Raw genomic sequence first — 20,942 nt, forward strand, 5'->3', positions numbered from 1 at the left:
CAGCCGCCATGCCGCTTCCCACCCGATCGCGGTCGTCTCACCCGCTGGCACGGCCCCTTGTTAGCGGACGACCATGACCTTGATGGGAGTGTCGGCAGAACCAGCCATCCGACCCCGCCCGACAAGCTTTTCGCCGATCCCTATGCAGCGCGCCCGAACGGCCCGTTCAACCGCACGATCGCGCCGTTCAGGATCGCGGCAAAACTGACCCAGATCAGGTACGGCACGATCAGCCAGCTCGCCAGCTCCGAATAGGTCCGAAGGCCGATGCACAGCGCCAGCACCGACGCCCACAGGAACACCACCTCGATCAGCGCCCAGTCGGGCCGCTTGACGGTGAAGAACAGCGGCGACCACAGGAAATGGCCGACAAAGTTCACGGCATAGAGGATGACGATCGCCCGCTGGCCCGCCGGATCGCCGCCCGCGCCGTCCCAGGCCAGCACCACCGCCCATGCCGCCAGGCCCAGGATCACCGTCCAGGCCGGGCCGAACAGCCAGTCGGGCGGCTGGAAACTCGGCTTGCGCAGGTTGCGGTACCATGGCCCGATGGTGGTCAACAGGCCGCCGCCCACCCCCAGGATGACGGCCCAGGCGATGGCGGCGATGACATGGGGTTCGGGCATCAACCGGATATGGGGTGTCGGCCCCTCGCCGCAACGCCGGGCAATGCTGCAAATTTCGCTGTCCTACAGCTCCGGTCACGCGGCACAGACTGGCGGATGAACCAGAACCCGCACCCGCTCGCCGAAGAGGATGAAGCCATCCTCGCCTTCACCCCCGTCGCGATGGCGCCCCGCGCTACCGGCTGGACGCCGCGCCGACAGCGCGACTTCATCCGCGCCCTTGCCGCCACGGGCACGGTGGGCCGCGCCGCACGAGCCGTGGGGCTCAGCCGCCAGTCGGCATACACCCTGCGCGCCCGGCCCGATGCGGCCAGCTTCGTGCGGGCATGGGATAACGCGCTTTTGATCGGGTATGACCGCGTTTTCGAAATGGCGATGGATCGGGCGCTCAATGGCGTCACCACGCCCCGCTATTATCGTGGGCGCCCGGTCGGCACGGTCACGCGCCCCGATCTGCGGATGGCGATGGCGGTACTCTCCGATCCCGTCTACCCGCCAGCGACGGCGACCCGGCTGCCAAAGATGACAGAATGAAGCGCGTTGCGCGCAACTTTGTCAGGTTGCGGGGCAAGGATTGACACCCACCCCGCCCCTGCAATGCCTAATTCGCGCTGGCCGTCGCCATGCCCGCGCCCTTCTTGTCCATATAGCCGTGCATCTTCAGCCACGCGGCAAAGGCGTCGAACCAGCCGGTGCTGGTCGTCGTCTTCTGGTACATGCCGAACCCGTGGCCACCCTGTTCATAGAAATGGAACTCCACCGGGCGCTTGGCCTTGGTCCAGCTTTCGATGACACCGAACCCGGCATTGGTGAACAGGCCATCGTCGGCGGCCAGCGCCACGAACAGCGGCGGCGCATCGGCGGGGACGTTCACGGCCGAAAGCGGACCATAGATGTTGCCGATGAATGCGGGCTTGGCATCCTGGCCCGCCAGCGCCGTGGTCATGGTCAGCATGGCGCCGGCCGAAAAGCCGACCATGCCGATCCGGTCGGCATCGATCTTCCACTCGCCGGCGCGCGACCGGATCAGCGCGAATGCGGCGCGCGCATCGGCCACCTGCGGGGCGAGCTGCACGGCCGATTCGGTGCCCGGCGCGGCGCGCGGCGGACGGGCGCCCGGCGCGAACATCTGGCGCATCGATTCCTCGAACGCCGGCATCGTCGCCGGGGTCTGGTTCAACCGGTATTTCAGCACGAACGCAGCGACGCCCCGCGCCGCCAGCGCCTTGGCCACGTCCCAGCCCTCGTTTTCCATCGAAAGCGTGCGGAAACCGCCACCCGGCGCGACGACTACGGCAGCGCCGGTCGCCTTGGCCGGATCGGGCAGGAACGGGGTCAGCGTCGCCTCGGTCACGTTGCGGGCGAACACGCTGCCATACTGGCTGTGCCACACTTCCTTGTTCTTGGCGTCCGGCAGCGGCCCGGTGTTCAGCGGAATCGCCGTCGGCTGCGCCGGAATGGCGATCGGCGTCATCCGATCGTCCTGCGCCCATGCAGCCGGGGCAGTGCCCAGCAGCATCCCGGCCAGCGCCATTCCCAGTCCCAATTTGCGAAGCCCAGCCATCGCTCATCCCTCCAATGTTATAACTCATACAAGTGCCGCGCCCGCCGCCCTGGGTCAAGCCGGTCATGGCCAACCAATGCTTAACGGAAAACCGTTATGCCAGCGTCATGAACGGGTTGGGGAAGATTGCGGCAGGGGTGGCCTTTTCCGTGTTGTGCACGGCGATCGGCATGGCCGCGCTTTCCCTCGCGATCGGGCAAGAAGACGGGTCCATCCCGCCGATCTGGTGGGGGTTCGGCCTCGCCTGTCCCGCCCTCGTGTCGCTGCCGGTCTGCATCATCCTAGTCCGGCAGGGAGAGGCGAACCGGCGGCTGGCGACGCAACTCGAAAGCGCGCTGTCGCGGCTGGCCGATCTGGCACAGCGCGACGGCATGACGGGCCTGCTCAACCGGACCGCCTTTCTCGCCCGTGCCGATGCCCTTCCGCCGCGCCTGGCATGGATGCTGGTGACCGATATCGATCGCTTCAAATCGATCAACGACCGGCACGGCCACCCGGTCGGCGACCGGGTGATCCAATCGGTCGCATCGACTCTGGCCCGGACGATCCGATCGGACGATCTGTGCGGTCGCCTGGGCGGAGAGGAATTCGCCATCCTGGCCTGCGGCTTGTCGGAGGCAGAGGCGCATCAGCTGGCGGAGCGGCTGCGCGGCGCGGTCGCATCGCTGACGATCGAATGCGACGGCATCACCGTCCGCCCCACGATCAGCCTGGGTCTGGCACCCGTTACCGGTGCCGATGGCATCGCCGAAGCGCTCCGCCTTGCGGATGCGGCGATGTACCGGTCCAAGCGCGCCGGCCGCAACCGGGTGTCGCTCGCCGCCTGATCCTAATCGCGGCCCAGGATCCCGCCCGCCCACAATGCCCAGGCGATGATCACGGGCTGCAGCGCCAGCCGCGGCAGATGATAATAGACCGACAGGCCGGTACCGCTGCTCAGGTCGTCGATCGCGTGCTGGAAATTGGCCGGCCAGACGCACAGGGCATAGGCGGCCAGGCCCCAGCCCGCCGCCCGCCTGAACCGCGGCAGCATCAACCCGACCGCCCCTGCGATCTCCGCAACCCCGGTCAACGCAACGACAGCCTCAGGGGCCGGCACCCAAAGGGGCATGATCGACAGAAAGGGCGCGGGTACCAACAGGTGCAGAATGCCCGCAGCCAGATACAACAGGGCCAGCACGCCGCGCATCGCGGCGCGCCGGTTGCTCATCCTTCCACCGACAACAAGGTCACGCCGGCATATTTGTCGGCATGGGCATCGTACAGCCGGCTCATGTCGAACGCCCGGTCCGCCAGCTGGATGTCGCCCAGCCCGTCGACCTTAAACGCGCCCAGCTTTTCCTCGCGCGGGATGTTGCCGTCGCGCAGCACCGTCACCGCGTCGACATAAGGCACGCCATGCTTGGTGTAGAGGATATGGGGGGCCAGCAGCACCTGGCCGCGATTATAGGTCGCCGTCACGCACTGCCGCCGCACGATCGCGGCAAACAGCGTCGGCATCGGACCCTGGGGTCCGTCGTCGCTCATCTTCGTGTCCCTTGCTCGTCAGTCAACCGGAGGATTGGATCGTCCGATCGCCTCTCCCTTGCCCCGGCCTTTAGCGCAGGCGAGCATCGCAAGGCAACGCCGTCAGCGTTCCACCACGTCGCGGCGCATCGGGGCCAATTTGGACAGGAACCGGTTCTGCGCGGCAAAGGATACGCCCTCGGCCGCCATCGCCGCCTGCAGGTTCTCGACCAGCCGGTTCATGTCGGCCTGCTGGACGCCCAGGTCCTTGTGCGACGATTTCATGTCGCGTCCGCTATAGGTGCACCCGGCATTCAACAGATAACAGAATTGTTCGAACAGCGTCCGGCGCAGGCGCACCCGATCATGGTTCATGAAAATCTCGCCGATGCGCGGATCGTCGAAGTTCAGCGCGACGAACCGGTCGACGATGCGACCGATCCCGTCCTGGCCGCCAAAGGCACGGGCCATGGCGTCGCCCCTGAACGGCTCGGCACCGGCATTGGTGGGATCGGCGGTATAGGGGTCGACCGCCTCTTCGCCGGGCATGGCATGGGGCGGCGCGGCGTCCTGGGCCGTGCCGGAAATCAACAGCGCGATGGACAGGAGGATGGTCATTCAAAAACTTCCCTGCAGCTGGAACAGCACGCCGCGCTGTCCGTCGACCGTGGCGATGGAACCCAGATCGGTATAGGCGACGGTTGCCGTCAGATGCCGGTTCACGCCATAGGCGGCGAACGCATCCCACCAGTCGTCCTCGCGCGCGATGGCCAGGTTGCTCGGCTTGGACCGATATTCCGCCCCGACCACGAACCGGCGGGAAAATTGATAGGCGACCGACCCTTCGGCCTCGATCCGATGCCGATCGTTCAACCCGCCGCCATGGCCGAGCAGGCCGTTCTGATTGGCCTTGGTCACCCGCATCGTCGCATTGGCAAGCAACGACCAGCGCAGGAACAGCTTCGTGGCCGACAGATAATAATCGACCCCCTCGTCGTCCGCCGCGCCCAGCGCCTGGACCAGTCCGCCGTCGCGGCTTTTCTTGTACTGCGCGCCGACAGCGACCGCCGGCAGGAACTCCGGCCCGTAAACGGCATCGCCGACCAGCTTGACCTTGGCCCCCACGATATCCTGGTCGAACTTGAAATCATTCCCGATGCCCAGCACGCCGCCGATGCCATTGGTGTCGAACACCTGCCGCGCATAGCTCAGCTCCACCCGGTCGAAAAACCCGATCGCGGCCGAATAGCTGCGCACGTCATAGTCTTTCAACTCGACGCCGGTGACCGCTGCCTGCGCACCGATGCCGTCCTTTGTCGCATTGCCGGCGATGACCGCCCATGGCGTCAGTCCGCCGCCGGCCGCGCCCTCGATCGAGGAGATGCCGTTGGTCAGCAACAGCTTGCCATCATCGGCAACAGTCTGGCCAAGGGCGATGCCGGGCACGCTGGCCAGCGCGATCGACAGGACGTGCAGGGAACAGGATCGGGTGAACATGTGCGTAAATTACGCGATTCACGGTTAACAAAGTTTTCAGCGACGTGTTTCGCGCAATTCGCGACTGTCATTTACAGGTGCTTGACGTTTATCCGCCATGGCAGGGGCATGAAGATAGGCTTTTTCATGCTGATCGGCGCGCTGCTGTCCATGCCGGCCCATGCCGCGGCCGTCCGGATCGAGGTAAAGGACAATCAGGGGCGACCGGTCCCCGATGCTGTCGTCACGATCCATCCAGCCTCCGGCATCCCTGCCGGACCCATCCGCTTTCCCTGGCCGACGCGAATGGTGCAAAAGGACGTTCAGTTCGTGCCCGGAACGTTGATCGTGCCGGTCGGCGCGACCGTCACCTTTCCCAACCAGGACAAGGTGCGCCACCACATCTATTCCTTTTCGAAACCTGCGCGGTTCGAAATCAAGCTGTTCGGCCGCGACGAAACCCGCAGCTATACGTTCAAGACCGCCGGGGCGGTGGCGCTTGGATGCAACATCCATGATCTGATGAGCGGCTTCATCAAGGTCGTCGACACCCCCTTTGCCGCCAAAACCGGCAGTGCGGGGTATCTTGCGATCGATGATGTGCCCGCCGGCGCGGCGAAAGTGACGGTGTGGCACCCACGGATGCGCGCCAAGGACAATCAAAGCCAGTTCGACGTGGCGATTCCGGCCGCTGGCACGTTCAAGCGCCAGATCACGGTCGGATTGCGCTGATCGTGACGCGCACCCGCCCGTTCCTTCCGGGACGCTGGCTGCGGCGGCTGGGCGCGTCGCTGTCGGCCAAGCTGACGCTGTTCTACGGCGGACTGTTCGCGCTGGCGGTGACGTTGATCGTCCTGGGCGCGCAATATGGCATGACCCTCTATGCCGAACGCATGATCGAACGCGAAATGGCCGCCGGGGCACAGGTGTTCGACCGCGTGACGACGATGCGCTACGAACAGCTTGGCGATGCAGGCCGCGTGCTTGCGGCCGATTTCGGCTTTCGCACCGCAGCCGCAACCGGCGATGCGCCCACCATCGCATCGGCGCTGGATTCGCTGCGTGGGCGCTTGCGGATCGACCAGGCTTTCTACGTTTCCGTCGACGGCGAAGTGGTTGGCTTTTCCGGCTCCCTGCCGCCGGGGGACACCGAACAATTGCTGTCCGCGCTGGAACAGGATGCCGACACCGGCGTCCTGCGCCTGGGTTCTACCCGGTTCAACGCCGCCGCCGCGCCAGTGCGCGTGCCGATGACGATTGGCTGGGTCGTGTTCGCCAATGCCCTGGACGGGCGGGAAATGGCGAAACTGTCCGGCCTGTCCGCGATTGATCTGCGTCCCCGCATCCTGGCGGCTGGCGATCTGCCGAATGGCAACGCGCTGGGATCGCTGATCGAGGAACGTCGACAGGGCCAGCGAATGCTGGTCAGGGCCCTGCCCATTCGATCCTTTCGGTCGGACGAGCCCCAAGCGCTGCTCCTGGAACACAGCGTCACCCGAGCGCTCGACCAATATGCCCCGATGGTCTGGTCGCTGATTGCATGCGGCATCATCGGCGTGCTGCTGGCGGCCGGGGGCAGCTGGCTGCTGGCCCGACGGCTGACCCGGCCAATCGTTGCGCTCGATGCAGCGGCACGGCGCGTGGCGATGGGCGATCATGCCCAGGTTGCGGTGACGACCCGCGACGAACTCGGGCGGCTCGCCCGCAGCTTCAACCGGATGGTCGACGACATCGCCGAGCGCGAACGCCAGATCACTCACATGGCGCTGCACGATGCGCTGACCGGCCTGCCCAATCGCAAGCTGATGCGCGAGCAGTTGACCCTGCTGGCCGGACGAGCCGGCACGGGTCGCCGCCAGGCGCTGTTCTGCCTCGACCTCGACCATTTCAAGGCGGTGAACGATACGCTGGGCCATCCCACCGGCGATGCGCTGCTCTGCGAGATCGCCGGCCGGTTGATCGCAATCGCCGGGGACGGGTTCGTCGCCCGGCTGGGCGGCGATGAATTCGCGCTGATCGTCGATGAAAGGCACAAACCGTTCGATCGCATTGCCCACGACCTGATCGACGCGATCCGTGCACCATGCATCGTGAACGGCCACCGGCTGGTTCCGGGCACCAGCATCGGCATCGCGATCATCGGTGCCGACGGGAACGACGCGGTCACGCTGGCCAAGAACGCCGACCTCGCCCTGTACCGGGCCAAACAGGACGGCCGCGGCGCATACCGGTTTTTCGAACCCGCTATGGATGCGGAGGCTCAGGCCCGTCGCGCCATGGAAATGGACCTGCATGAAGCGATCCGGCTGGGCCAGCTGTCGCTGATGTTCCAACCGCTGTTCAACCTGTCCGAGGGGCGGGTATCGGCGTTCGAGGCGCTGCTGCGCTGGACGCATCCCGAACGCGGCATGGTGTCGCCGGTCGATTTCATTCCCCTGGCCGAGGATACCGGGCTGATCGTGCCGATCGGCGAATGGGTGTTGCGGGAGGCATGCCGCACGGCCCGCACCTGGCCGGATCATGTTCGGGTGGCGGTGAATGTCTCCCCCGTTCAGTTCCGCAATCCGGGCCTGAACAGCGTCATTCTTCAGGCGCTGACCGAAAGCGGCCTGCCGCCGCAACGGCTGGAACTCGAGATCACCGAAAGCCTGTTCATCGACAATCCCGAAACCACGCTCGCCTCGCTGCACAGCCTGCGCAGCCTTGGCGTGCGCGTCGCGCTGGACGATTTCGGCACGGGCTATTCCTCGCTCAGCTATCTGCGCAGTTTTCCGTTCGACAAGCTGAAGATCGACCGCAGTTTCATCATCGACCTGCTCAATTCCAACGGCGCGACGGCGATCATCAAATCCATCACCACCCTGGCCGAGGCGCTGGGCATGGAAACGACGGCAGAGGGCGTTGAAAACGCAGGACAGCTCGACATCCTGCGCGAACAGGGATGCAGCCATATCCAAGGCTATTATTTCAGCCGTCCGATCACCGCCGATGCGATCTACGCGCTGCTTCACGACAATGGCGATGTTCCGCCGCAGCGAATGGTCGGCTGACCCGGATCAGCTGATCCCGTTCGGACCCTCGATAAGCGCGCGGATGCGGACGGCCAGGTCCGCCCGGCGATAGGGCTTGCGGACCAGCTCGAACGCACGGCTTTCGGCATCCAGCGCGCGATCGGAATAGCCGGTGGTCAACAGGATCGGCATGGTCGGGAAATCGGCCCGCACACGCTGCGCCAGCGCGACGCCGGTCAATTCGCCGGGCATGACGATGTCGGTGAACAGCAACTGGAAATCCTGATCCTGTTCCAGCACGTCCAGTGCCGCCTGGGCATTGGACACATGCCGTACCGTAAAGCCCAGATTTTCGAGGATCGCCTTGCCCAGTTCGGCCACCTCCGGCTGATCCTCGACCATCAGGATCCGCTCGCCATTGCCGCTGACGCTGGCGGTTACCTCGCGCGTCGGCTCGACCAGCCCCCTGGCCCTTGGGAACAGAAGCGTGAAGCGGGCGCCGCCCTCCGCCCTGTTTTCCGCAGCAACGCCGCCGCCGGTCTGCCGCATGAAGCCGTACACCATGGACAGGCCAAGGCCGGTGCCCTTGCCGACGGATTTGGTCGAGAAAAACGGGTCGAACACCTTGCCAAGGACGTCGGGAGGAATGCCCGGACCGTCGTCCTCGATGACGATGGCGACATATTCTCCCGCCTCCAGCCCGGGGGCCAGCGGGTCTTCGGCCGTGGATACCAGATTGACCGTCCGGATCGTCACGCGCCCTGTGCCGTCCATCGCGTCGCGGGCGTTGGCCAGGATGTTCAGCAACGCCATTTCGGCCTGCACCGGATCCATCCGGGCATTCCAGGCATCTTCATGGAACTGCCGCTGGACGACGATGCCGTCGCCCAGATTGCGCTCCAGGATCGGGGCGAAATCGGTGATCAACGTATTCACGTTCAACAACCGATCCCGCAATTCCTGCTTCCGCGCAAAGGCCAGCAGCTGCTGGGTCAGTTGCGCGCCGCGGCCGGCGGCCATGCCAATTGCGTCGACGGCGCGGCGCGAAGCCCGGTCGGCCTCGTCCACCCGCGATTCCAGCAGGTCGACATAGCCAAGGATCACCTGCAGCAGGTTGTTGAAATCATGCGCGATGCCGCCGGTCAGCTTGCCCACCGCTTCCATCTTCTGCGCTTGATGCAGCGCTTCCTCGGCTTCCTTTCGCCGGGAAATGTCCAGCTGGCTGGCAAAGAAATACAGCAATTCCCCCTGCTCGTCGAAGATCGGCGAGATGAAGAGCGCATTCCAGAACGTGGACCCGTTCTTGCGATAGTTCAGGATTTCGACCGCCACTTCCTCGCGCTTGGCAATGGCGTCGCGGACCATCGACACCGCCGCCTGGTCCGTTTCCGGACCCTGGAGGAACCGGCAATTCTTGCCGACGATCTCGGCCTGTGAATAACCCGTCATCCGCTCGAAAGCGGCGTTGCAGAACAGGATCGGATTATCGGACCGATGCGGGTCGGTGACGATCATCGGCATCCGCGTCGTTTCGACGGCGGCGAAGAAGATGTCGTTTCGGTGCGGTTCCGGCACGCCGGGACGGCCGCCGATCGGCCCATGGCCGGACCGGGCAGGAGCATTCCCGTGCATCGGATCGTCGCTACTCATGCGACAACCAACGATTCAAAAACCCAGTTGGTTTCACGCACAACATCCCGGCCATCATCCGAAATCAGCCCTGACGACTAGCGATCCGGGCGATCTCCTTGGCGACCATCTTTTCGACCATCGGGGGAAGATTTGCGTCGAGCCAGTCGCGCAGCATCGGACGCAGCATCTCGCGGACCAGCCCCTCCAGCGTGTCCGACCCCTGCACTTCCGGCCGCACGATCATGCGGGAAAGGGCCTCGAGCGAACGGCTGGTGGCGATCGCAGCCGTGTCGGACAGGATGGGTTCCGCAGGTGCAGCCGTCGCTTCGGCTTTCGGCGCGGGTGCAGGGCGGGCAGGCGCGGGCACCGGTGCCTCTACCCGATCGGCGGCGGCGAAGGCGTCGAGATCTAGGATATCGTCCCGATCCGCCGGGATTACCCGGTCAGCTTCGGCATCGGCCGCTGGTTCCGCCGTTCGGTTCTGGCGGCGCGGACGGTTGAGGTTGGAGATCGGCTCGGCCTCTTCGGCGATGATCCGCTTGATGGAAGAAAGGATGTCCTCCATCGACGTCTCGCTGCTGATATCGCTCATGCGCCCCGATCCAACCGGCCGCTCCCAACCGAGCGGGTACCGAACGACGTCATTGATCGACGTTTGAACTCATGCTGTCAATGTCGCGCTGCAATTCCGGTTCCAGCGGACGGGTGACCACGGGGGTCTGCGGCGCACTGTTCACCGTCGATGTCGCCTCCGGCGTCGGCGACGGGCCGGTGCCCCAATCCCAGATGCCGCGCTTGACCCGGCGGTAATTGACCTCGGGATCGTATAGCGGGCCGCCGTCCAGGCCCAGGTCGCGCGCCTCGGCCCGGCCCATCGCGGCCAGCAGTGCGAACCCGGCGACATAGGCATCGCGCCGGGCCGACACGAGCTGCACCTGCGCGTTCAGCAGTTCGCGCTCGGCATCCAGGATTTCCAGGATGGTACGGGTGCCGACGCTGTTTTCGGCCCGCACGCCTTCCAGCGACAGGCGATTGGCGGATACCTGCGCCTCGGACGCCTCGATCACCTGCAATGCCGATTGCCAGCTCGCAAACAAACCGCGCGCCTGTTCAACGATCGATCGTTCGATCAACGTGACCTGTTCGATCGACACGCCTTCCAGCGCCTCTGCCCGCCGAACCGAAGCGGCCGGCCCGCCGCCCTGATAGATGGGCACGGTCACCTGCAGACCCGCGCTGGCAGCGGTACCCGATTCCTGCGCCGCCACGCCCAGCGATCCCAGATAGTTGAAATAACTGCCGCGCAGGAACGAATTGACCCGGGGCTTGCGTTCCGCCCGGGCGGCCTCGACGTCGAATCCGGCCGCATCCGTCGCACGGCGGGCCGATTCGAGATTGGGATTGTTTTCCAGCGCGACCTGCACGGCCTCCACCGGACCATCGGGCATCCCGGGCAGGGGCGGCGGCGCCTCCAGCGTGCCCGGTTCGCTGCCGACGATGCGGATATAGGCTTCCCGGCTGCCGATCAGCGTCGCTTCGGCCGAGCGCAGCTGGCCGATCGCGCCCTGCAGGCGCGCCTCGGACTGGGCAACGTCGGTCCGGGTCAGGTCGCCCACCTCGAACCGGTCGCGCGTCGCGCGCAGGTTGATCTCAAGCGCCCGCACATTCTGGCGGTTCAACTCGACGATCGCCTCGTCGCGGATGACGTTCATGTACGCGTTGACCACAGCGGAAAACAGATCCGCTTCGGTCCCGCGCAGCGTGGCCCGGCCGGACAGCACCCGCGATTCGGCCGCCCGCATGGCGTTCTTGACCGCGCCGCCCAGATACACGGGAACAGTCAGCTGCGCCTGGCCGGTCAGGCTGCGTTCCGGCCGGATGAACTGGTTGTTCGCCTGGACGAAATCCTCGGAATACTGCCCGTTCGCCTGAATGTCGGGCAGGCCGTTTGCGCGGGCTAGCGCCACGCCCTCGTCCGTCGCGCGCAACTGGGCGCGCTGGCCGGTCAGCGTCGGGTTGGTGCGATAGGCACGCACCAGCGCCTCGCGCAGCGTTTCGGCCGATGCCGGGGCCGCGACAGCGATCAGGCTGACGCCGATCAGGACGAAATGGCGGCGCATCGAACCCCTTTTCAGAAGGTGAAACCGCGCGGCAGGGCAAAGCCCGGCAGGATCGCGCAGTCCAGGTCAACGAAATCGATCAGTCCGAAACCGCCTTCGGTACGCTCGCCCGCCGCCAGACGGGTGATGCCGCGATCGACCAGTCCAGTGACGATCCGGCCACCGGGCTGCAACTGGTCGACGATCGCCGCCGGCACCTGCTCGACCGCGCCGTCGATCATGACGACATCATAGGGCGCACCGGCGTCCCAGCCCTGGGCCAGCGACCCTTCGACCAGCGCGACGTTGGCGGTCCCGCCGAGCGCAGGCCCGGCAATCGCCCGTAGCTCCGCCGAATCCTCAAGCGCAACGACCTCGCCGACGATTCCCGCCGCAACGGCAGCGGCATAGCCGCCGGCCGCGCCGACGATCAGCATCCGGTCGCCGGCACGCAGCCGGGCCTGGTTCAGCAGCCGCGCGGTCGCCAGCGGGCTGTTGTGCACGCGCCCGCCGGACAGCGGCAACAGCGCATCCCGATACGCGATGTCGCGGTGCGCCGCAGGCAGAAACGCCTCGCGCTCAACGCGCCCCATCGCCGCGACGATCCGGGCATCGCTGACCCCGTTGGGGCGCAGCTGGCTTACCACCATGGCATGGCGCATCGCGGCATGATCGGGGGCAAGGGTGGATGCGTCGTTCATCGGCAATTCCTGTGACACAACTGTTTTAGTCTCGCAATACACTATTTGCAACGCGACGGTACCGCGCTGCGGCATAGCCGCCAAGCGTCTACGCGCAACTCATTTTTGCACGGCCCGGCGTTGACAAGCCGCCGGGCAGGCCGCATTGCCGCGCTCCTCCCCGGCCCGATGGCGGAGTGGTGACGCAGAGGACTGCAAATCCTTGCACCCGGGTTCGATTCCCGGTCGGGCCTCCATCTTCTTTTTTCTCGTCCTTCACCAGCGGTGCGGGCTTACGCTCGCCACCTCGCCCGCTATGATGCCGGACGGCCAGCGGAGAGGATGATGATCGGAAATCAGAGGCGAAGGCAGATCCTGCAGGGGATCGGCATGGGCGCAGTGGCGGCTGTCCTGCCCGCCGCGGCACGTTCGGCACAGACTGGAAACCGGCGACTGGGCTATGCGATCGTCGGATTGGGCAGCTATGCCACCGGTCAGATCATGCCCCGGATGAAGCTGTGCGAACACAGCCGGATCGTTGCCCTGGTCTCCGGCACGCCGGCCAAGCTTGAGCGGTACGGCGACGAATATGGCGTCCCGAAAAGCCATCGCTACAGCTATGCCGATTTCGACCGGATCCGCGACAATCCGGATATCGACATCGTCTATGTCGTGCTGCCGGTCTTCATGCACGCCGAATATTCGATCCGCGCCAGTCAGGCGGGAAAGCACGTGCTGTGCGAAAAACCGATGGCGATGAACGCGGCCGAATGCACGGCGATGATCGCCGCGGCCCGGGCGGCCGACCGCAAGCTGATGATCGGCTATCGCTGCCATTTCGAGCCCTATAACCGGCAGGCGATGGACTGGGCGCGCGGCGGCCATATCGGCATGCTGAGCACGGTTCAGGTCGAAACCGGCTTTCCCATCGGGCCGAACCAGTGGCGGCTGGAAAAGGCCAAGGCCGGGGGCGGATCGATGATGGACATCGGCATCTATTCGCTGAACGCCGCCCGGTACCTGACCGGAGAGGAGCCGGTGGCAGTGACCGCCATCGAAACCACCGACCGGTCCGATCCGCGCTTTGCGGAGGTGGAGGACCGCGTGTCCTTCATGCTGCAATTCCCGTCGGGCGTGGTCGCCAATTGCGTGTCGTCCTACAGTTCCGGCCATGGCCGCTATCGGGCCGTGGGCACCGAAGGCTGGGTGGAGTTGGAACCGTCGGTCTTTTACGGCGGCCACGCCATGCGGCTGAACCGGGGCGGCAAGACCGAATCCGTCAACCTGGGCAGCACCGGCGACGAACAATTCGCGCGGATGCTCGACCATCTGTCGATCTGTGCGCAAACCGGCGCCACGCCCATCGTTGCGGGTGAAGAGGGACTGCGCGACATCCGCTTGATCGAGGCCATTTATCGGTCGATGAAGGAACGCTCCGTCGTCCAGCTTGCCTGATTAAGGATCCGATGCCCGCCGCTACCCATCGCCAAGACGCGATCATCGTCGGTGGCGGGCATAACGGACTGGTCTGCGCCTATTACCTGGCCCGCGCCGGACTGAAACCGGTGGTGCTGGAGGCGCGGGACGTGGTCGGCGGCGCGGCGGTGACCGAATCGTTCGCGCCCGGTTTCCGCAATTCCACCGCCAGCTATACGGTCAGCCTGCTGCAACCCCGCATCATCCGCGACATGAGCCTGTATGCCCATGGGCTGCGCATCGTCGAGCGGCCGGTCGGCAATTTCCTGCCTCTGCCCGACGGCCGCCATTTGCTGTCCGGCGGACAGGCGGACACGGCGGCCGAGTTCGCCAAGTTCTCCGCCCGCGATGCCGAGCGCCTGCCCGCCTATTCGGCGATGCTGGAGCGGATCGCCGATGTGCTGCGCGATCTGGCACTGCAGGCACCGCCCAATGTCGGCGGCGGCGCCGGTGCGGTGCTGGCGGCGCTTAGGCAGTCGCGCTGCGTCGCCCGACTGCCGCTGGCAACCCAGCGCGAATTGCTGCGCATCTTCACCCTGTCGGCCAGCGAGTTCCTTGACCCCTGGTTCGAAAGCGAGCCAGTGCGCGCGCTGTTCGGCTTCGATGCCGTGGTCGGCAACTATGCCGGGCCGGATACGCCGGGCTCCGCCTATGTCCTCTTGCACCATGTGTTCGGCGAAGTGAACGGCAAGCGTGGGCAATGGGGCCATGCCATCGGCGGGATGGGCGCGATCACGCAGGCAATGGCGCAGGCGGCGATGGCGGCGGGTGCGGCAATCCGCACCGATGCGCGGGTCGACCGGGTGCTGGTGGACGATGCGGGCTGGGCGACGGGCGTCCGGCTGAGGGGCGGCGAGGAACTTCGCTCCGCCCGGATCATCGCCAATGTCGGGCCGAAGCTGCTTTATGAACGGCTTTTCGACCCCAAAGACCTGCCCGACGGCGTGCTCGCCCGGTCGCAGGGCTATCGCGCTGGCTCTGGCACATTCCGGATGAATGTGGCGCTCTCCGCCCTGCCCCGCTTTACGGCGCTGCCAGAGGCGGGACCGCATCTGGGCGCGGGCATCATCCTGGCGCCTTCGCTTGGCTATATGCAGCGGGCGTTTGACGATGCCCGCGCTTATGGCTGGTCCCGCGAACCGATTGTCGAAATGCTGATTCCATCGATGCTGGACGACAGCCTGGCCCCGCCCGGCGCACATGTCGCCAGCCTGTTCTGTCAACAGTTCGCACCGGAATTGCCGGACGGGCGAAGCTGGGATGACGCACGGGATACCGCCGCCGATGCCGTACTGGACACGGTGGAGCGCTTTGCCCCCGGCTTTCGCAAGCTGATCGTGGCGACGCAGATCCATTCGCCGCTCGATCTCGAACGCAAGTTCGGCCTGATCGGCGGCGACATCTTTCATGGCCGCATGAGCCTCGACCAGCTCTGGGCCGCGCGACCTTTCCTGGGCGAGGCGGAGTATCGCGGCGCGCTGCCCGGCCTGTATCTATGCGGTTCCGGTACCCATCCCGGCGGCGGCGTGACCGGCGCACCGGGGCACAATGCGGCGATGCGGGTGCTGAAGGATCGGGGGTGGCTTCGAAAATTCCTCCCCTGAAAGGGGAGGTGTCATGCGTCAGCATGACGGAGGGGTATCCCGCTCTCGATGGGGCGACACCCCTCCGTCTGGCTGCGCCAGCCACCTCCCCTTGCAGGGGAGGATCGAAGGGGCCTAAACGCGCCGCACCATGACCCAGCTCCGGCTCCACAATTCGCTGACCCGCACGGTCGAGGATTTCGCCCCGCTCGATGCCGAGAGGGGCGTGCGCGTCTATAGCTGCGGGCCGACGGTCTATTCCGATCCGCATCTGGGCAATCTGCGCGCCTATGTGTTCACCGACACGCTGGCGCGCGTGCTGCGGTGGAAAGGCTATCCGCTCACCCATGTCATCAACATCACCGATGTCGGCCATCTGACCAGCGATGCCGATGCGGGCGACGACAAGATGGAGGCCGCGGCGAAGCGGCGCGGCCAGTCGGCATGGGACATCGCCGCGCATTACACGGCGGTATTCAAGGGCAATCTGCGCGACCTGAACATCGGCGAACCTGCCAAATGGTCGGTGGCGACCGATCATATTCATGAGATGATCGACTTCGCCGCCCGGATCGCACCCGCCCATTGCTACGAAATCGACAGCGGCCTCTATTTCGACAGCAGCACCGTGCCGGATTATGGTCGTCTGGCCGGGGGGCAGGATGACGCAGGCGAAAGCCGGATCGATCCCGTATCCGGCAAACGCCACCCGCAGGATTTCGCGATCTGGCGCAAGACACCGCCCGGCGAGACACGCCAGATGGAATGGGACAGCCCCTGGGGCCGCGGCGCGCCGGGCTGGCACCTGGAATGTTCGGTGATGAGCGGCAAATATCTGGGCTTTCCGTTCGACATCCATACCGGCGGCATCGACCACCGGGAGATTCACCATCCGAACGAGATTGCCCAGAATCAGGCGTTCTGCGGTTGCACGTCGCCGGAGGGCGTCGCGGCGGGCTTCACCGGCGCGCGTTTCTGGATGCACAACAATTTTCTGGTCGACCGCACGGGCAAGCTGAGCAAGTCCAAGGGATCGGTCGCCACGCTGGAGGCGCTGAAAGGTGCGGGCATTCATCCGCTTTCCTATCGCCTGATGTGCCTGTCCGCCCATTATCGCAGCGAGCTTGAGTTCGGCGCGGAACAGGTGCTGGCGGCCCAGACGCGGCTGAAGCGACTGGTGTTGACGGTGCGAAAGCTGGGCGACGCCAGCGATGGCACGGTGGCCGGCGCCTATCTCGACCAGCTGGACGAGGCGCTGAGCGACGACCTGAACACCCCCCGTGCACTGCCGGTGCTGGACGAAATGCTGGTCGACAAGCGGCTGTCCGCCCCCGACCGACTGGCGACGCTTGCGGCGTTCGACGATGTGCTCGGCCTAGGGCTTGCGACCCTCAGCCGAGAGGCGCTGCGCGTCCGCCCTGCCAGCGCCACGCTGACCGAGGCGGAGATCGAAACCCGCTTGGCCGAGCGCAAGGATGCCCGCGCGGCAAAGGACTTCGCCCGTTCCGACGCCATCCGCGACGAACTTACCGCCGCCGGGATCGAGGTGATGGACGGCGATCCGCTCGGCTGGGACTGGCGGCCGACGCTCTGACTGGCAAAGCCGCAGCCGTTTTGCTTGAGTGAGACACCGGGCGCCATGATTCGCGCCATGACAGGGGAACGGGGCAGATGCGCGGCAAGGTACTGGCGTTCGATTATGACCGGGGCGAAGGCTTCATCAGCGGCGACGACGGCGTGCGCTATCGGTTCGTCCCGTCAGAGTGGCGGATGCAGGCGCATCCGGTGAACGGCCAGACCGTGGATTTCGAAACTGCCGACGGCATGGCCCAATCGATCTTCGCCATTCCGTCGGACAATCTGCTGGCAGGTGACAAGAACAAGTACATCGCGGCGATCCTCGCCTTTTTCCTGGGCGTGTTCGGCGCCCACAAATTCTATCTGGGCCGCATCGGCACCGGCGTCGTCATGCTGTTGTGCGGCACGATCGGTTGGCTGCTGGTCGTGCCCGGGGTGGCCGTGGCGGTCATCGCGTTCATCGAATTCATCATCTATCTGGCGATTTCCGAGGACGACTGGCGTCGCAGATATGTTGAGGGCGACAAGGCGTGGTTCTGATCCGATGATCAAGGCCGTCCTGCCCGCGCTGGCCCGGCCGCTCATCGAGACGAGCCTGCCCGCCGACCTGACGGTCCATTGGCACCAGACGCCGGAGGATGCGACCAATGCCATCCGCGATGCCGATATCGCCTGGGTCGACTGGCACGAAACCGATCTGTCCAACCGGGTGGCGCTGCACGGCGAACGGCTGAAATGGCTGTTCACCATCCGCGCCGGGCTGGACGGCTATGACCTGACCGAATTGGCCCGGCGGGGCGTCGTGATGACCAACGGCAACGGCCTGAACCCGATCGCGGTCGCCGAATATGCAGTGATGGGGATGCTGGTCGCCGCCAAGCGCTTCGATCAGGTCGTGCGGATGGCCGACCGCCGCGAATGGCCGAATGCGTCGCCGGGGACTGCCGAACTGACCGGATCGTCGGCACTGGTCATCGGCATGGGCAGGATCGGTCGAGCGGTTGCCGAACGGCTCGTTGGCCTGTCGGTCAGCGTCACCGGCGTCAACCGGTCGGGCGGCGACGACATGCTGACGCCGGATGCGTGGCGCGACCGGCTGGGCGATTTCGACTGGGTGATCCTGGCCGCGCCGTCCACGGCCGATACCCGGGCAATGCTGGGCGCCACCGAATTCGCCGCGATGAAGCCGACTGCCTGGCTGATCAATGTGGCGCGCGGCGATCTGGTGGATCAGGACGCGCTGATCGACGCGCTGCGAGGGCGGCGCATCGCGGGGGCTTTCCTCGACACGGTGGACCCCGAACCCTTGCCGCCCGAACATCCGCTCTGGTCGGCCCCCAACGTCATCCATTCCATGCACCTGTCGGGCCGGGCGCAATCGACGATGTTCCAGCGCGGGGCGGCGCTGTTCCTGCGCAACCTGTCTGCGTTCATGGACGGGCAGCAGATGGAAAATCGGGTCGATCTGGCGCGGGGTTACTAGGCAATACCAGTTCGATCCCCGTTGGTCGTCACCCTATACCTTGGCGCTGAACGGGGTGAAGTCGGTGTTCTCGTCGAACAGATCCACTCCCTCCGCCGCCTTAAGCCTGCCGACGACCACATAGGTGACCGGCGTCAGCGCCGCCTCCCAGCCCACTTTCAATGCCCAGTTAGTGACCATCACGGTCAGCACCTGCTCCGTCGACCAGATGCCCAGGAACGCGATCGGATAGAAGATCAGGCTGTCCACCCCCTGCCCCACCACCGTCGATCCGATGGTGCGCGTCCACAGATACTTGCCGCCGGTCATCAGCTTCATCTTGGCCAGGACAAAGGAATTGACGAACTCGCCCGCCCAGAATGCGGTGATCGACGCGATGACGATCCGCCACACCTGACCGAACACCGCCTCATATGCGGCCTGCCCCTCCCACCCGTCGGCGGGCGGCAGGCTGACCACGACCCAGCTCATCAGCGCCAGGAACAACAGCGCGGAGAATCCGACCCAGATGCACCGACGCGCGCGGGCATAGCCATAAACCTCGGTCAGCACGTCGCCCAGCACGTAACTGACCGGAAAGAACAGGATGCCCGCCCCGAACACGAATCCGCCAATCTGCGACAGCTTGGCCGCGCCGATGACGTTCGACAGGACCAGGACGACGCAGAACGCCGCCATCACCACATCGAAATAGCGAAACTGGCCGCGTTCCACCGCGCCCGCCGCGACATGGCGCGGCTGCGATTCTGCCCCTGTGCTCATCACAGCGTTATGCGAATGGTTTCGCAGTCGCGCAATCCGCGCTATCGCCCTGCCAACGCGCCCGTAGCTCAGTTGGATAGAGCACGAGCCTTCTAAGCTTGGGGCCGCAGGTTCGAATCCTGCCGGGCGCGCCATTGGCCCGACAGGACAGCCTGTCCGCCACAGGGCGGGACGAGCGCGGGCCATTCGGCGACGGGATCGCCGCTTTCCCGGCCCAGCAGGGCAGCAATCGGTCCGCCATGCGTGACGACGATTCCCGGCCCGCCGGGCAACCGCTGCGCGGCCCGGGCGACCCGATCGGCCAGTTCGAACGTCGTTTCGCCGCCACCGGGGCGGAACCGGTCGGGCAGGTCGATCATGCCGTCCATGGCATTGCCGGTGGCGCGATGGATCGCGGTCCAGCGTTGCCCCTCCCAACTTCCGAAATCGCGTTCGCGCCAGTCGGGGTCGGTATCCAGCCGGCAATGGCCGATGCTTGCGATCCGGGCGGCCAGGATGCGCGTGCGGGCCAGGCCGCCATGCACCACCCATTGCGGGTTTCGCGCGGCAAGCACCGCCGCCAGCACAGCGGCGTCGGCCCGGCCCTGCCTGCTCAGTGGCACGTCGCTGATGCCATAGCACCGGCCCTGCCATGCCAGAGCCACGGCCGTGTGCCGGACCATCACGACATCGCCGCTCAACCCGCAGTCGCCGACAGCAACAGGATCAACTGGCCGACATAGGCGGCAAAGCCCAGGCAGTCGCCGCTGCTGCCCCCGATCCGCCGGATCAGCAGCGCGCGGAACCACATCAGGAACAGGCCGGAAGCCGCCAGCGCTGCCAGCATCGGCACCGGCATCGCCACCGCAAACATCGCCAGACCGGGGACCGCCGTCGCCACCGCGATCAGCAGGATGGATGTGTCGACGCCGGATGCGACATCCTTGGCCAGGCCGGTGCCGCCGGGCGCAGGGGCGATCACGGCCATCAGCGCGACAACGACCAGGCGGCCGAACGTAGCGGATGCGACGATCACCGCCGCCGCCATCGTCGGCGGCATCGCCTCCAGCACCGCCATCATCAGCACGGCGCGCAGGGCCAGCGCCCCGATCAGGCCGACCGCGCCATAGGTGCCGATCCGGCTGTCCTTCATGATCCGCCGGATATCCTCTTCGGTCATCCCGCCGCCAAAGGCGTCGCAGAAATCGGCGACGGCATCTTCGTGAAAGGCGCCGGTAAGCCGCGCCTCCACCGCCAGCGCAATCACGACCGCGACCGGGACGGGCCACAGACTGGCCGCAGCCAGGGCGATGGCGGCGGTCATTGCCCCGATCAGGGCGCCGACCAGCGGAAACCAGCCGACCGCACTCACCAGCCCGGACGCCACCTGATCAGCGGTCAGCCGGGCAGTTCCGGGAACCGGCAAGCGGGTCAGGAACTGGACCGCCAGCACCGGCGGCGCCCACCAGGGGCAGGGCCGCGCCATT

22 protein-coding genes and 2 tRNA genes are annotated in these 20,942 nt (G+C 65.9%); 11 read left to right on the forward strand and 13 right to left on the reverse strand.

From position 1 onward, the window contains the following. Window positions 1–140: 140 nt before the first annotated feature. The gene (locus tag ACPVPU_RS14865) at window positions 141–626 is read right to left on the reverse strand and encodes a TspO/MBR family protein (protein ID WP_448658755.1); all 486 of its coding nucleotides are present in this window, start codon (window positions 624–626) and stop codon (window positions 141–143) included. A gap of 96 nt (window positions 627–722) precedes the next feature. Here ACPVPU_RS14865 and ACPVPU_RS14870 point away from each other — a divergent pair, with 96 nt between their 5' ends. Continuing rightward, a complete protein-coding gene (locus ACPVPU_RS14870; RefSeq protein WP_448658756.1) occupies window positions 723–1,160 on the forward strand; it encodes a hypothetical protein in 438 nt (145 codons plus the stop codon). Window positions 1,161–1,227: 67 nt separating this feature from the next. Here the strand turns inward: ACPVPU_RS14870 and ACPVPU_RS14875 are convergent, their stop codons facing one another. Beyond that, entirely contained in the window at window positions 1,228–2,190 is a 963-nt protein-coding gene (locus tag ACPVPU_RS14875; protein WP_448658757.1) for an alpha/beta hydrolase, read from the reverse strand. Window positions 2,191–2,297: 107 nt separating this feature from the next. Between ACPVPU_RS14875 and ACPVPU_RS14880 the strand changes: the two genes are divergently transcribed. Further along, window positions 2,298–3,017, forward strand: coding sequence for a GGDEF domain-containing protein (locus tag ACPVPU_RS14880; RefSeq protein WP_448658758.1), 720 nt, complete (start codon window positions 2,298–2,300; stop codon window positions 3,015–3,017). 2 nt (window positions 3,018–3,019) lie between these two features. Here ACPVPU_RS14880 and ACPVPU_RS14885 read toward each other — a convergent pair whose 3' ends face one another. The 4 genes from ACPVPU_RS14885 to ACPVPU_RS14900 form a co-directional block, all read right to left on the reverse strand. Next, window positions 3,020–3,400, reverse strand: coding sequence for a DoxX family protein (locus tag ACPVPU_RS14885; protein ID WP_448658759.1), 381 nt, complete (start codon window positions 3,398–3,400; stop codon window positions 3,020–3,022). After that, window positions 3,397–3,717, reverse strand: coding sequence for a hypothetical protein (locus tag ACPVPU_RS14890; RefSeq protein WP_448658760.1), 321 nt, complete (start codon window positions 3,715–3,717; stop codon window positions 3,397–3,399). Before ACPVPU_RS14890 ends, ACPVPU_RS14885 begins: the two co-directional genes overlap by 4 nt. Window positions 3,718–3,819: 102 nt before the next feature. Then, entirely contained in the window at window positions 3,820–4,314 is a 495-nt protein-coding gene (locus ACPVPU_RS14895; protein WP_448658761.1) for a group I truncated hemoglobin, read from the reverse strand. Continuing rightward, on the reverse strand, window positions 4,315–5,193 hold the full coding sequence (locus tag ACPVPU_RS14900) for a DUF3034 family protein (protein WP_448658762.1): 879 nt from the start codon (window positions 5,191–5,193) through the stop codon (window positions 4,315–4,317). Between the two features lie 108 nt (window positions 5,194–5,301). On the opposite strand from ACPVPU_RS14900, the gene ACPVPU_RS14905 reads away from it, so the two are divergent. Together ACPVPU_RS14905 and ACPVPU_RS14910 are read left to right on the forward strand one after the other, a co-directional pair. Then, window positions 5,302–5,904 carry a cupredoxin domain-containing protein gene (locus ACPVPU_RS14905; protein WP_448658763.1) on the forward strand — a complete coding sequence of 201 codons (603 nt, stop codon included), beginning with the start codon at window positions 5,302–5,304 and terminating at the stop codon, window positions 5,902–5,904. A gap of 2 nt (window positions 5,905–5,906) precedes the next feature. Next, window positions 5,907–8,222 carry a putative bifunctional diguanylate cyclase/phosphodiesterase gene (locus ACPVPU_RS14910; protein ID WP_448658764.1) on the forward strand — a complete coding sequence of 772 codons (2,316 nt, stop codon included), beginning with the start codon at window positions 5,907–5,909 and terminating at the stop codon, window positions 8,220–8,222. A gap of 6 nt (window positions 8,223–8,228) precedes the next feature. Here ACPVPU_RS14910 and ACPVPU_RS14915 read toward each other — a convergent pair whose 3' ends face one another. The 4 genes from ACPVPU_RS14915 to ACPVPU_RS14930 all read right to left on the reverse strand — a co-directional run bounded on the left by ACPVPU_RS14915 (window position 8,229) and on the right by ACPVPU_RS14930 (window position 12,615). Then, window positions 8,229–9,833, reverse strand: coding sequence for a histidine kinase famiy protein (locus tag ACPVPU_RS14915; RefSeq protein WP_448658765.1), 1,605 nt, complete (start codon window positions 9,831–9,833; stop codon window positions 8,229–8,231). A gap of 64 nt (window positions 9,834–9,897) precedes the next feature. Next, entirely contained in the window at window positions 9,898–10,407 is a 510-nt protein-coding gene (locus tag ACPVPU_RS14920) for a DUF2497 domain-containing protein (protein ID WP_448658766.1), read from the reverse strand. A gap of 49 nt (window positions 10,408–10,456) precedes the next feature. Beyond that, on the reverse strand, window positions 10,457–11,935 hold the full coding sequence (locus ACPVPU_RS14925) for a TolC family outer membrane protein (protein WP_448658768.1): 1,479 nt from the start codon (window positions 11,933–11,935) through the stop codon (window positions 10,457–10,459). A gap of 11 nt (window positions 11,936–11,946) precedes the next feature. Continuing rightward, window positions 11,947–12,615 carry a protein-L-isoaspartate O-methyltransferase family protein gene (locus ACPVPU_RS14930; protein ID WP_448658769.1) on the reverse strand — a complete coding sequence of 223 codons (669 nt, stop codon included), beginning with the start codon at window positions 12,613–12,615 and terminating at the stop codon, window positions 11,947–11,949. A 162-nt stretch (window positions 12,616–12,777) separates the two neighbouring features. Here ACPVPU_RS14930 and ACPVPU_RS14935 point away from each other — a divergent pair. The 6 genes from ACPVPU_RS14935 to ACPVPU_RS14960 all read left to right on the forward strand — a co-directional run bounded on the left by ACPVPU_RS14935 (window position 12,778) and on the right by ACPVPU_RS14960 (window position 18,714). Then, window positions 12,778–12,851: transfer RNA gene (locus ACPVPU_RS14935), tRNA-Cys, on the forward strand. Window positions 12,852–12,984: 133 nt separating this feature from the next. Continuing rightward, window positions 12,985–14,049 carry a Gfo/Idh/MocA family protein gene (locus ACPVPU_RS14940; RefSeq protein ID WP_448658770.1) on the forward strand — a complete coding sequence of 355 codons (1,065 nt, stop codon included), beginning with the start codon at window positions 12,985–12,987 and terminating at the stop codon, window positions 14,047–14,049. 11 nt (window positions 14,050–14,060) lie between these two features. Beyond that, window positions 14,061–15,674 (forward strand): phytoene desaturase family protein, encoded by a 1,614-nt coding sequence (locus tag ACPVPU_RS14945; RefSeq protein WP_448658771.1) that lies wholly within the window; start codon window positions 14,061–14,063, stop codon window positions 15,672–15,674. 130 nt (window positions 15,675–15,804) lie between these two features. Continuing rightward, window positions 15,805–17,247 (forward strand): cysteine--tRNA ligase, encoded by a 1,443-nt coding sequence (locus tag ACPVPU_RS14950; protein ID WP_448658772.1) that lies wholly within the window; start codon window positions 15,805–15,807, stop codon window positions 17,245–17,247. 77 nt (window positions 17,248–17,324) lie between these two features. After that, window positions 17,325–17,771, forward strand: coding sequence for a TM2 domain-containing protein (locus ACPVPU_RS14955; protein ID WP_448658773.1), 447 nt, complete (start codon window positions 17,325–17,327; stop codon window positions 17,769–17,771). Between the two features lie 7 nt (window positions 17,772–17,778). Next, the gene (locus tag ACPVPU_RS14960) at window positions 17,779–18,714 is read left to right on the forward strand and encodes a D-2-hydroxyacid dehydrogenase (protein ID WP_448660540.1); all 936 of its coding nucleotides are present in this window, start codon (window positions 17,779–17,781) and stop codon (window positions 18,712–18,714) included. A 33-nt stretch (window positions 18,715–18,747) separates the two neighbouring features. On the opposite strand, the gene ACPVPU_RS14965 is transcribed toward ACPVPU_RS14960, so the two are convergent. Beyond that, a complete protein-coding gene (locus tag ACPVPU_RS14965; protein ID WP_448658774.1) occupies window positions 18,748–19,476 on the reverse strand; it encodes a queuosine precursor transporter in 729 nt (242 codons plus the stop codon). A 57-nt stretch (window positions 19,477–19,533) separates the two neighbouring features. On the opposite strand from ACPVPU_RS14965, the gene ACPVPU_RS14970 reads away from it, so the two are divergent. Then, a tRNA-Arg gene (locus tag ACPVPU_RS14970) sits at window positions 19,534–19,610 on the forward strand. Here the strand turns inward: ACPVPU_RS14970 and ACPVPU_RS14975 are convergent. Together ACPVPU_RS14975 and ACPVPU_RS14980 are read right to left on the reverse strand one after the other, a co-directional pair. Next, window positions 19,569–20,138, reverse strand: a complete 570-nt coding sequence (locus tag ACPVPU_RS14975; protein ID WP_448660541.1) for a histidine phosphatase family protein — start codon at window positions 20,136–20,138, stop codon at window positions 19,569–19,571. The two genes, ACPVPU_RS14970 and ACPVPU_RS14975, sit on opposite strands and share 42 nt — an antisense overlap. A gap of 14 nt (window positions 20,139–20,152) precedes the next feature. Further along, window positions 20,153–20,941: an adenosylcobinamide-GDP ribazoletransferase gene (locus ACPVPU_RS14980; protein ID WP_448658776.1), complete on the reverse strand. Its 789-nt coding sequence runs from the start codon at window positions 20,939–20,941 to the stop codon at window positions 20,153–20,155. Between the last annotated feature and the right edge of the window lies 1 nt (window position 20,942).

It is taken from the genome of Sphingomonas paludis (assembly GCF_053502515.1).